Source organism: Rhizobium sp. CCGE531, from assembly GCF_003627795.1.
Classification (GTDB): domain Bacteria; phylum Pseudomonadota; class Alphaproteobacteria; order Rhizobiales; family Rhizobiaceae; genus Rhizobium.
This window is the reverse complement of sequence record NZ_CP032684.1, coordinates 1,757,789-1,769,973: the sequence shown is the minus strand read 5'-3', so window position 1 is coordinate 1,769,973 and position 12,185 is coordinate 1,757,789. Positions and strand designations below refer to the sequence as shown.

Below are 12,185 nucleotides of genomic sequence, written 5' to 3'. Positions count from 1 at the left end.
TCAATTAAAGCACGCTCAAATGCCTTCGCCCCGCCCCCCGCCGGGATCGGCATCAACAAATGACAGCAACGGTGTAGTCGCGGCACCAAAACTTTGCTAGATGGGATGTCGGGGTCTAACGGCAACTGGACTGCTTCGAAAAGGCCATACACCAGAGATGACTTAATCGCGGCGACAGTCAGGGGGCCTTCCACTTGACGATCTCTCGTATGGGATAGGCCGTCTTATACTTGACCTGCTTCAAGGCAAAGCTGGAGCGAATATTGGCGACGCCTTCGATCTTCGAGAGACGTTCCACGATGAACTCCTGCAGTGCCCCGAGATTAGGAACGATGACACGAAGGAGATAGTCAGCCTCGCCTGTCATGAGGTAACACTCCATAACTTCCGGAAAGCTGATCATCGCTTCCTCGAAAGCACCCAGTTCGCGGATAGCCTGACGCTCCAGGCGAACCTGGATGAAAACGCTCATCAGTCCACCGAGCGACTCCGGGTCAAGCAGGGCAACGTAGTGCGAAATAAGACCGCTGTCTTCAAGCGCGCGTACACGCGCAAGACAGGGAGACGGCGACAGTCCGACCATCTTGGCGAGCTCAACATTGGTGAGCTTCCCGTTGGTTTGCAGGGTCTCCAGGATTCGCACATCAAGGGCGTCGAGTTTGGCCAAGTGACATTCCTACTGGTGGGGTGGCTCGAACGCCATATCATAAGGGTGGGCCGGCAATTGACTAGCCTTTCATGCGACGGCTGGGAGGCAAATCGGTACACGTGCCCAACGCCACTTCTGCCGCAAAGCCGATCGTTTCGCCGAGCGTGGGATGCGGATGGATCGTTCGGCCGATATCGATCACATCCGCGCCCATCTCGATCGCGAGGCATACCTCACCGATCATGTCGCCGGCGCTCGGGCCGATGATGGCGCCGCCGATGATCCGTCCGGTTTCCTCCGAGAGAATGAGCTTCGTCATGCCATAGTCTGCACCGTTAGCGATTGCCCTGCCCGATGCAGCCCAGGGGAACTTCGCAACCTTCACTTTCAGCCCGTCTTTCGTCGCCCGTTCCTCGGTCATGCCAACCCAAGCAATCTCGGGACTCGTATAACAAACCGACGGCACCAGGTCGGTCTCAAAGCCCGCTTTGTGGCCGGCCGCCACTTCTGCGGCGACATGCCCCTGATGCACCGCTTTGTGCGCCAACATCGGCTGGCCAACGATATCGCCGATCGCAAAGATATGGCTGACTGATGTGCGCATTTCCTCGTTGACCGCAATGAAGCCATTCTGCGTCGCAAGACCAGCAGCAGCAAGACCCAACTGATCGCCGTTCGGCCGGCGGCCGGGCGCCTGAAGAACAAGTTCATAGTTGATCTTCTCGGTGTTTTTGCCGGAGAAGCTCACCTCGATGCTGTTCTCCTTTGCGGTTGCGGCATCGACCGTCGTTTCGGTCATGATCTGCTCGAAGCGGTGGCCGTTCTGCTTCAGCCATATCGCAACGAGATCCCGATCCACGCCGACCAACAGGCAATCCAAGCGTTCGACAATGTCAACACGCGCCCCAAGGGCACTGTATACGGTCGCCATTTCGAGACCGATGATACCGCCACCGACCACCAGCATCCGCTTCGGGATCGTCTCTAGCCGCAACGCGCCCGTCGAGGTCACCACCCTTGAATCATCCGGCAGCACCGGCAACTTCATCGCCGACGAACCGGCAGCGATGATGCAGTTGCGGAAAGCAATCTGCGTCGTCGTCTCATTGCCGGCAATCTGGAGCATGTTGGGGCCGATGAACGTCGCAGTGCCGACCACGACATCCACCTGGCGCGCCCGCGCCATTGCCGCAAGACCGTCGGTCAGACGCTGCACGACCGAGGATTTGAAGTCACGCACTTTCGCGATATCGACTATGGCCTCACCGAAGGTAATGCCATGGCCGGCCAGCGTTTCGGCCTCTTCCTTTACTGCGGCCAGATGCAGCAATGCTTTCGAAGGAATGCAGCCCACATTGAGGCAAACCCCGCCCAGGGTTGCGTAGCGCTCGACGATGACGGTCTTCAGGCCGAGGTCGGCGGCACGAAACGCTGCGGAATAGCCGCCAGGTCCTCCACCGATCACAACGACATCTACCGCATCAGCCGGGGCTCCGGTTTGCAGCGGCGCCGCAGAAGTCGCCGAGTTCGACGAGATAGCCTGATTGCTATCCGCCACTTCGGCCTTCGCCAGTAGGGTGCCTTCGCTCACCTTGTCGCCGACAGCAACGAGCACTTCGACAATCGTGCCGGCGATCGGCGACGGCACGTCCATCGTCGCCTTGTCGCTCTCGACGGTGATCATCGACTGCTCGGGTTGAACGGAAAGTCCCTTGCTCAGGAACAGCTCGACAACGGGCACATCCTTGAAGTCGCCCAGCGGGGGGACGCGGATTTCAACAATTGTCATGTCCACACCTCAAAGGATTGCGCGACGAAAGTCGCCGAGAACCGAGGCGATGTAGCCGAGGAAGCGTGCCGCGGCGACACCGTCCACCACCCGATGATCCCAGGAGAGGCTGATCGGCATGATCAGGCGCGGCTTAAATTCCTCGCCATTCCACACCGCCTGCATCGCTGAGCGCGCCGCGCCGAGAATGGCCACTTCCGGCGCATTGATAATGGGCGTGAAACCCGTTCCGCCAATACCGCCAAGCGACGAGACGGAGAAACATCCGCCCTGCATGTCGGCCGGCAACAGCGTGCCCTCGCGCGCCTTCTCCGCAAGGACCGACATTTCCTGGCCGATGTCGATCAGGCCCTTCTTGTCACAATCCTTGATAACCGGAACCATCAGGCCCTTCGGCGTATCCACGGCAAAGCCGATGTTCACGTATTTCTTGAAGGTCAGTTCATTGCCTGTGAGGGAAGAATTGAACCGAGGATAGGCTTTCAGCGCCAGCGCGGAAGCCTTGAGGAGGAACGCGACCATCGTCAGCTTGACGACCGGGTGGCGCTTCTCGCCGTTGAGCTGCGTGCGGAAGTTCTCGAGCTCCGTGATATCCGCATTGTCGAAGTTCGTGACATGCGGAATAGTCAGATAGTTGCGTGCAAGGCTTGCGCCGGAGATTTCCTGGATACGCGTCAGTGGGCTCTTTTCGACTTCGCCGAACTTGGAAAAATCGATCTGCGGCCAAGCCGGGAGACCGGCAAATGCCAGGCTTCCGGCAGAAGCTGACGCCGCCTTCGGCGCGTTGACCTCGCCTTTGACGAATTTCTGCACGTCCTCGCGCAGGATCCTCCCCTTCGGGCCGGTCGCTTTGACGCGAACGAGATCAACACCGAGCTCGCGCGCATAGACCCTTACGGATGGCGTGGCATGCAACATCGCTCCCAGGGTTTCGGACGACATGACCTGCTCCTGCGCAGGGGCTGCCGGGTGTGCAGCCGGTCGTGCCTCCTGCAACGCGGGGGCAGCCGGCGACGGCGTTATTAGCGGTGCCTCAGTCGCCGGCCCGCTGGTGGCGATCGCCGCTTCGGCGCCGATGGCCTCGATTTCCGCGATAAGGGAACCCTTGGAAACCTTCGTCCCGACCTCGACGAGCAGTGCAGCGACGCGACCGGCGGATGGAGACGGAACCTCCATCGTCGCCTTGTCCGTTTCAAGAGTGATGATCGGATCGTCAACAGCAACGATGTCGCCGGGCTTCACGGTGATTTCGACGATCGGAACGTCTTTGTAGTCTCCGATGTCGGGTAGATATATCTTTTGGACGGCACTCATGGTGCGAGCTTTCTATGAGACATAATCGGAGGATCAGACGGTCCAGGGCGCAGGCGCACTGGCGTTGATGCCATATTTGCTGATGGCCTTGGCAACGGTCTTTGCGTCACCAATGCCCTCTTTGGCGAGAGCGGCAAGGGCAGCAACTACGATGTTGTGCTTGTCGACTTCGAAGAAGGTCCGCAGTGCAGCACGCGTATCGCTGCGGCCGAATCCATCCGTTCCAAGCGCCACGAAGCTCGCCTTCACATAGGGGCTGATCAGTTGCGGCAGCGCACGGACATAGTCCGTCGCCACAACGACAGGAGCATCCCCCTCAAGCAGCGTTTCAACATGGCTGCGGCGCGGTTCCTTTTCCGGCGACAGGCGATTTGCGCGCTCGACTTCCGTTGCTTCGCGGGCAAGCTCGCTGAAGCTCGTCGCGCTGAAGACCGTCGCGTCGACGTTCCAGTCCTTCTTCAGGAGCTCGCCCGCAGCGACCACTTCGGGAAGGATGGCACCGGCACCGACAAGGCGGACAGCGGCATCCGGCTGACCAGCCGGGCCGAGGCGGTACATGCCCTTGATGATACCATCGCGCTCATCCGACGGCATGGACGGCTGCATGTAGTTCTCGTTCATCGCGGTGATGTAGAAGAACTCGTCGCGATTTTGCTCGAGCATGCGCCGCGCGCCCTCGTCGATAATGACCGCCATCTCGTAGGCATAGGCGGGGTCATACGCGCGGCAGTTCGGAATCGTTGAAGCGAGCAGATGGCTGGAACCGTCCTGGTGTTGCAGCCCCTCACCCCCGAGCGTGGTACGGCCAGCGGTTGCCCCGATCAGGAACCCACGGGCGCGCTGGTCGGCAGCGGCCCATATAAGGTCGCCGACGCGCTGAAAGCCGAACATCGAATAATAGATGTAGAACGGCAGCATGGGTACGCCATGCACGCTGTAGGAGGTGGCCGCAGCCACCCACGACGAGATTGCCCCCGCCTCGGTGATGCCCTCCTCCAGGAGCTGCCCGTCGACGGCTTCCTTGTAATAGAGCATCGAGCCGGCATCTTCCGGCTCGTAGAGCTGGCCGACAGGCGAATAGATGCCGACCTGCCGGAACAGGTTTGCCATGCCGAAGGTACGCGCCTCGTCAGCGACGATCGGCACGACACGCTGGCCAATGCCGGGATCCTTGATCAGGTTGCTGAAGACGCGAACCGCCGCGGTGGTCGTCGAGTTCTCCCGGCCATCGCTCGCAAGAGCAAAGGCAGCGTAGCTGTCAATTGGCGGCACGGTGAGCGGATCAGCCTTCTGGCGACGCTGGGGAATGTAGCCCCCCAGGTCGCTTCGGCGTGAGCGAAGATAGCTGATCTCGGGAGAGTCGTCGGCCGGACGGTAGAATTCCAGCTTTTCGACCTGTTCGTCATCCAGGGGCAGCGAGAACTTGTCGCGAAACGCCTTGAGCGCATCTACGTCGAGCTTCTTCGCCTGGTGCGCCGTCATGCGCGACTCGCCGGCGCCACCCATACCGTAGCCCTTCTTGGTCTTAGCCAGGATGACGGTCGGGCGCCCCTTGGTTTCCTTGGCGGCTTTGAATGCGGAATAAAGCTTGCGGAAGTCATGACCCCCGCGCTTGAGCGCATCGATCTCGCGCTCGGACATGTGTAAGACCAGCTTGCGAACGTCGGGGTCCTCATCGAAGAAGTTCGTAAGGTTGTAAGCGCCATCATGTGCGCCGAGAGACTGGTATTTGCCGTCCACCGTCGCCGCGAAACGACGTAGCAGGGCATGGCTCTTGTCTGCGGCGAAGATGGCGTCCCATTCCGAGCCCCAAAGGACCTTGATGACGTTCCAGCCGGCACCGAGGAAGAGGTTTTCCAACTCCTGGATGATTTGACCATTTCCGCGGACCGGACCGTCGAGGCGCTGCAGGTTGCAGTTGACGATGAAAGTGAGGTTATCGAGCGATTCACGGCTGGCCAACGAAAGGCCTGCGATTGACTCAGGCTCGTCCATCTCGCCGTCACCGAACACCCCCCAGACGTGCTGCTGGTCGGTCTTAGCGAGGCCCCGGTCGCGGAGATAGCGTAGAAAACGCGCCTGGTAGACGGCGTTGATAGGGCCAATGCCCATTGACCCCGTCGGGAACTGCCAGAAATCCGGCATCAGCCATGGATGCGGATAAGAACACAGGCCGTTGCCGCCGAGCTCCTGTCGGTAATTCTTCAGTTGCTCTTCGCTCAAACGGCCCTCGAGGAAGGCGCGCGCATAGACACCCGGGGCCGAATGCGGCTGGAAATAAACAAGGTCACCTCCGTCCTCGCCCGGACCCTTGAAGAAATGGTTGAAGCCGACCTCGAAAATTTCGGCGGCGGAGGCATAGCTCGCGACGTGGCCGCCTAGTTCGCCATAGGCTTTATTGGCGCGCACGACCATTGCCAGGGCATTCCAGCGGATGATCGAGGTAATGCGCTCCTCTAGCTCGAGATTGCCGGGGAAGGGCGCCTGCTTGGAGAGCGGAATAGAGTTCCGGTAGGGCACATAGGGCAGCGTCTGCGGATAAATTCCGAGTTCGCGCGCCCTCTTCTCAAGAGCCTCGAGAAGCTCGCGCGCGCGTCCCTCTCCTTCATAGGTCGTCACGGCTTCAAGCGAAGCGAGCCATTCGCCCGTTTCTAATTCATCGTCAACGCGGCTCATGATATTCGGATTCATTTCCACTCGTTCCTCCCCAAGGGTCATGGGCTTGAAACTACCACATCGGCAAAAGCGCTTCATGCCGGATATTCCGCCAACAAGACTATAAACGGCACAACGTACCGCCAATCTGATAATACACGGCACAAGATGCGCGAAGATGAATAGTAGGAAGAACCCGCCACAGCAGGCTTGGCGTCATCTCCTGGTCTAGATCCTATCGGTTCCTTCAAGAAGAGACGAGGTTGGATGTACACCAGACACCATCATCGCGGGAAAACACAGTCGTTGTCGGGAACATTGCTTGTAACCGTCATGTCCAGAGACCCGTCCGGTCGTCGAAAGACCTCGTAGGTAATCCGATCGACAACTGAATTGCCCGATCCGAAGACAAGCACCTTTGGCTTTAAGGCGATGACATCGTCGATCTCGCCATAGATGCTGGATGCGATGATGATCTCGTCGCCCTCCTGGCAGGTGCGGGCGGCGGCGCCATTGAGGATGCAACAGCGCGAACCTGCCTGACCATAGAGGACATAGGTGCTGATGCGGGCCCCAGACATCTTGTTCCAGATCTCGACATATTCGAGCGGCTTGATCCCGACGTCACGGCAAAAGTCGGCATCGATGGTGATCGACCCGTGGTAGTTCAGCTTCGAACCCGTCACGCGAATCCCGTGCAGCTTCGCACCGACATATTTCTCCAACGCTATTTCTCCTTTGAATGGGGACGCCTAGACGACAACGACTGTGGCTCCGCCGGTTAGACCGGCCCCAGCGGCGGTCAGGAGCAGCGTCTCGCCCTCGGCGAAGGCTGTTTGGCTGTTGGCGACGGAGAGCGACAATGGAATGGTGGCGGCGGACGAATTGCCGTAGGTCTCGATCGTCCGCACGGTCTTTGCCGGATCGATGCCGAGTGAGCCAGCGACGGCATCGAACATGCGCACATTCGCCTGATGCGGAATGAAGCGGTCGATCTCGGCGGCGGCAAGCCCGGCCTGGTCCAGTGCGCGCCTAGATGTCCTCGTCATCAGGGCGACGGCGCGCGAAAACACCTCACGGCCATCGCGCATTGTCATCAGCACGTCCTCGGCGCTCAGATCGCTTGAAAACGGTCGATTGCTGCCGCCGGCCGGAATCTGGATCAGCTCATATCCACGTCCGTCCGAGGCGAGGTCGGCCGAGAGGAGGCCGCGTTGGCGGTCCCGAGATGGGGCAAGCACGACCGCACCGGCCGCGTCGGCAAACAGCACGGCGCTCGCGCGCTCTGCGGGATTGATACGCCGGCTCAGGATATTTGCGGCGACCACGAGCACGGGGCGCCCCTGTGCGCGGACGAAACCGTCCGCGAGCGTCAGTGCATAGAGAAAGCCCGAACAGGCGCCGGCCAGATCGATCGCCCCGGATTTTCGGAGGCCCAGCTTGTGCGCGAGCAGTGGTGCGGAGGGTGGCAACAGGTGATCGGGGGTGGATGTCGCAAGCAGCGTGAGCGCGATGTCTTCGCGTGCGATTGCCGCATCGTCGAGCGCCATATGTGCAGCCTGCGCTGCAAGGCCGCTCAAGGTCTCGCTATCTTCGGCCCAATGGCGCGTCCGGATGCCCGTCCGACGCTCTATCCAGCCCGCTTCAAGGCCGAGTTGCATCTCGATTTCTGCATTGCCGACGCAGCGTGCAGGCGCGGCATGCCCGAACCCGGCCAAACGAGAAGAACGGCCCGACATCATCATTCTCTCTCGAGAACAATGGAAGCCACCTCGTCGATGGCGTCATAGGCATGGCAGAGCTCATCGGCGGTAACGCAATAGGGCGGCATCAGGTAGATGACGTTTCCTAGTGGACGGATGAGCAGCCCACGTTCGCGAAACAGCTTGCGCATGCGTGGCCCCACATCGGCGAGATAGCCGCCGGCCGGCACGACAAGGTCGAGGGCCGCAATCGTCCCGGCCTGCCGGATATTTGTGAAGCGCGCGTCTGCCTCGAACCTCGGCAGGCTCTGCCAATGTAGTGTCTCAAGACTGTGAACCCGCTCGGCAACGGGCTCACCGCGCCAGACCTCGAGATTAGCGACAGCCGCCGCGCAGGCGATCGGATTTGCGGCATAGGAACTCGAATGGAAGAAGGTCTTGCGCCGGTCGGTGGAGAGGTGGGCGTCGAATATCTCGCCCGTGCAGAGCGTTGCTGCAAGCGGCAGGGCACCACCCGTCAATCCTTTGGACGTGCAGAGAATGTCAGGAGTTATACCGGCCTGCTCGCAGGCAAACAGGGTGCCTGTTCGCCCCCAGCCGGTCATAACTTCATCGGCGATGAACAGGCAATCGTAACGTTCGGCGATCTCCTTCAGCCCGGCAAGCAACCCGGCACCGTACATTTTCATGCCGCCGGCGCCAAGGACCAAAGGCTCGATCACCAGTGCCGCCACACGACCCGAGAGGCAGAATAGCTCGAACATATCGAGCGTTTCTTGCTCGCGATCCGTTTCGGGAAAAGGCAATCGGTCGACGCCGAATAGCAACGGCTCATAGGCAGCGTTGAAGACGCCTCGGTCTCCGGTCGACATAGCGCCAATCGTATCGCCATGATAGCCATGCTCCATGACGACGATGCGGTCGCGCCGTTCGCCGATGTTGTGGAAATAGCCGAGCGCCATCTTCAACGCGACCTCGACGGAGGTCGAGCCGCTGTCCGAGTAGAAGACATGCTTCAATCCGGGCGGCGCGACCGCGGTCAGTCCCTCGGCCAGTTCCTCGGCGGGCGCATGCGAGAATTCGGCAAAAATGATCTGGTCATAGGCTTCATTTGCCTCGCGGATCGCGTTTACGATTGCGGGATGCCGATGACCGTGCGTGATCACCCACCATGACGAGGTCGCATCGAGGATGCGATTGCCGTCTTCGTCGATCAGGTAGGCGCCTTCCGTGGAGACGACGCGCTTAATCGGCGGTTCCAGCGCATGCTGGGTGAAGGGGTGCCAAACGGGCGAACGGGTCATTCAAGCATCCCGGCAAAAGAAGCCAGATCGAAGTTGTCTTTAAATGCTTGCCGAACCGCCTCTGATTTGACGCTGGGGAGCGTCGGCAGTCGGCCGAGCGACCGGACACCGCCCATGTCCACGATGATCCGTTGCGTCTCTAGGTTTTCCTCGCCGATGAAGGCGACGCCGAATGTGGGGATACCGCGATGCCTCATCGCTTCGAGCGACAGCAGCGTGTGATTGATCGCGCCCAGTGACGTACGGGCGCAGAGGATGACGGGAATCTGCCAGCGGGCGAAAATGTCGGCGAACACCAGCTCGTCCGAAAGCGGCACGAGAAGCCCCCCTGCCCCTTCGATCACCAGCGGCCCGTTGGTCTCCGGCGGAACAAGTCGGCTCGGGTCGATCGCAACACCGTCGAGCCGGGCCGACAGATGCGGCGAGGCAGGTGTGGAAAGGCGATAGGCTTCCGCCAAGATGCGTTCGGGCGGCACATCGCCGAGGCGAGCCACAGCTTCGCTGTCGGTTTCGTCATCGAGGCCCGATTGCACCGGCTTCCAGTAGGACCCGTTCAAGGCGCCGGCCAAGGCTGCGGAAAATACCGTCTTGCCGATGCCGGTATCGGTGCCAGTGATGACGAAGCGCGGGGTCATGACCTGCCCTCCTCGGTAACGGCGGCAAGCCGCTCGAACATCTCCGCGATCCGGCCTTCATCGACATTGAGCGTGATGGAAATCCTGAGACGCGCCGTGCCGTCCGGAACGGCCGGCGGCCGGATCGCCCGGATGTCAAAACCTTCGGCTCGCATGCCTTCGGCGATCCGGAGCGCACGAGCATTGTCACCGATCATTACAGGCAGGATCTGCGAAGCGCTGGGGCTAGCACCGAGCCTGGTCCGAAGTTGTTCTCCGGCGAAATTCTTCAAGCGCTCCAGTCTCAGGCGCCGCTCCGGTTCGTCGACGATTATACGCAACGCTTCTCGCACCCCTGCCGCCATCAAGGGAGAGGGCGCAGTCGAATAGATGAAATTGCGGGCGCGGTTGATCAGATAGTCGGCGAGAGCTGTCGGCAGGCCGAGAAGCGCGCCTGAAACGCCGAGCGCCTTGCCGCAGGTGTGCAGTGCCACGACGTTGCCCCGGTTTTCCAGACCGGCGGCCAAGCCGCGCCCGCCAGGACCGAATATGCCGGTCGCATGCGCCTCATCGACAACGAGAAAGCCGTCGTGCCGATCCGCAAGTTCCGCAAGTTCGAAGACAGGCGCCCGGTCCCCGTCCATCGAATAAAGGCTCTCCACCGCGATCCACGGGTGCCCTTTACCTCCGGTTTGCCGCCAGTTGCGGATCGCCTGGTCAAACGCATCGATATCGTTGTGCCGCGCGGCCACCACCTCTGCCTTGCTTGCCGCGATCCCCTCATGCGCACTCGCATGGATCAGCGCATCGTGGACGATCAAGTCGTCGCGCTGCGGCAAGGTCGAGAAAAGCGCTGCATTCGCCATATAGCCGCTGCCGAAATAGAGCACTCTATCAGCTCCGAACAACGACGCAGCTTCCGCTTCAAGCGCCTCGTGCTCGGCGTGATTGCCGCGCAGCAGCCGCGAGCCCCCGGCGCCAGCCGGCACGCCCCTTTCGATCGCGACGGATATTGCCGCCTTCAGACGTGGCGCGTTCGCGAGCCCAAGGTAATCGTTGGAAGTGAAGTCCACACCCTGCTGCGGCAGGAGGGTGCGAACACGTGCTCTGCGGTGGAGGCCGGCAAGCTTCGCCTCGTAGCGGGCGAGTGCAGGCGCGCTCAATGAGCCGGCTCCAGGGCCATCGGCTTGAGACCGAGGCGGCGGAAAAGTGCAGCGTCGTGATCTTCTCCGGGATTGTCCGCCGTCAGCAGCGTATCGCCGACAAAGATGGAATTGGCGCCGGCAAAGAAACAGAGGGCCTGCATCTCATCGCTCATCTCGGTGCGGCCGGCCGACAGCCGCACATGCGAGCGCGGCATCAGGATACGGGCGAGCGCAATCGTGCGAACGAAGTCGATCGGGTCGACGGGCGCCGCATCGGCGAGCTTCGAACCGGGGATCGGGATCAGCATGTTGATCGGCACGCTTTCCGGCGGCGCGGGCAGATTGGCGAGCGTCACCAGCATAGAGATCCGGTCTTCGACCGTCTCGCCCATGCCGAGAATGCCGCCGGCGCAGACTTTGATACCAGCGTCACGGACATTCGCCAGCGTTTCCAGCCGATCCGCGAAGCTGCGGGTGGTGATGATTTCGGAGTAATAGCGTTCGGAGGTATCGATGTTGTGGTTGTAATAGTCGAGCCCCGCCTCCGCGAGCCGTGCCGATTGTTCGGGCGTCAACATGCCGAGCGTCATGCAGGTCTCCATGCCCATCGCCCTAACCCCTTCGACCATGGCAATGAGTGCTTCCATGTCGCGGTCCTTCGGATTGCGCCAGGCGGCCCCCATGCAATAGCGCGTCGCGCCGCCCTCCTTGGCCTTGCGCGCCTCTGTCAGGACACGTTCGACCTCCATGAGCTTCGAGGCCTTGAGGCCGGTCGGATAATGGGCGGACTGGCTGCAATAGCCGCAGTCCTCGGCGCAGCCGCCGGTCTTGATCGACAGGAGTCGGCTCATCTGGATGGCATTGGGATCGAAATTGGTGCGGTGTACCAGCTGTGCCCGGAACAGAAGATCATTGAAGGGACGATTGTAAATTGCCCTTGCCTCTTCCACGGTGATCCATTGTATCGGCTGATGTTGATCCAAGTGGAGACCGTCAGTCATGACGTGGCTCA

The 12,185-nt window shown here is 60.8% G+C and carries 10 protein-coding genes; all 10 read right to left on the bottom strand.

The window, feature by feature from the left end; all coding sequences use genetic code 11:
• Positions 1–178: 178 nt before the first annotated feature.
• Positions 179–667 carry an Lrp/AsnC family transcriptional regulator gene (locus tag CCGE531_RS08715; protein WP_162943868.1) on the bottom strand — a complete coding sequence of 163 codons (489 nt, stop codon included), beginning with the start codon at positions 665–667 and terminating at the stop codon, positions 179–181.
• Between the two features lie 61 nt (positions 668–728).
• A complete protein-coding gene (gene lpdA, locus CCGE531_RS08710; RefSeq protein WP_120663802.1) occupies positions 729–2,438 on the bottom strand; it encodes a dihydrolipoyl dehydrogenase in 1,710 nt (569 codons plus the stop codon).
• A 9-nt stretch (positions 2,439–2,447) separates the two neighbouring features.
• Positions 2,448–3,752 carry a dihydrolipoyllysine-residue acetyltransferase gene (gene aceF / locus CCGE531_RS08705; RefSeq protein ID WP_120663801.1) on the bottom strand — a complete coding sequence of 435 codons (1,305 nt, stop codon included), beginning with the start codon at positions 3,750–3,752 and terminating at the stop codon, positions 2,448–2,450.
• A gap of 33 nt (positions 3,753–3,785) precedes the next feature.
• On the bottom strand, positions 3,786–6,443 hold the full coding sequence (mdeB, locus tag CCGE531_RS08700; RefSeq protein WP_120663800.1) for an alpha-ketoglutarate dehydrogenase: 2,658 nt from the start codon (positions 6,441–6,443) through the stop codon (positions 3,786–3,788).
• Positions 6,444–6,691: 248 nt separating this feature from the next.
• Entirely contained in the window at positions 6,692–7,132 is a 441-nt protein-coding gene (locus CCGE531_RS08695; RefSeq protein ID WP_120663799.1) for an aspartate 1-decarboxylase, read from the bottom strand.
• A 27-nt stretch (positions 7,133–7,159) separates the two neighbouring features.
• Entirely contained in the window at positions 7,160–8,146 is a 987-nt protein-coding gene (locus tag CCGE531_RS08690; protein ID WP_120666647.1) for a beta-ketoacyl-ACP synthase III, read from the bottom strand.
• A 2-nt stretch (positions 8,147–8,148) separates the two neighbouring features.
• Positions 8,149–9,414 carry an adenosylmethionine--8-amino-7-oxononanoate transaminase gene (locus tag CCGE531_RS08685; RefSeq protein WP_120663798.1) on the bottom strand — a complete coding sequence of 422 codons (1,266 nt, stop codon included), beginning with the start codon at positions 9,412–9,414 and terminating at the stop codon, positions 8,149–8,151.
• Positions 9,411–10,049, bottom strand: a complete 639-nt coding sequence (gene bioD, locus CCGE531_RS08680) for a dethiobiotin synthase (protein WP_120663797.1) — start codon at positions 10,047–10,049, stop codon at positions 9,411–9,413. Before bioD ends, CCGE531_RS08685 begins: the two co-directional genes overlap by 4 nt.
• Entirely contained in the window at positions 10,046–11,191 is a 1,146-nt protein-coding gene (locus tag CCGE531_RS08675) for an 8-amino-7-oxononanoate synthase (protein ID WP_120663796.1), read from the bottom strand. Before CCGE531_RS08675 ends, bioD begins: the two co-directional genes overlap by 4 nt.
• A complete protein-coding gene (bioB, locus tag CCGE531_RS08670) occupies positions 11,188–12,174 on the bottom strand; it encodes a biotin synthase BioB (protein ID WP_245459026.1) in 987 nt (328 codons plus the stop codon). The genes CCGE531_RS08675 and bioB overlap by 4 nt, the downstream gene beginning before the upstream one ends.
• Between the last annotated feature and the right edge of the window lie 11 nt (positions 12,175–12,185).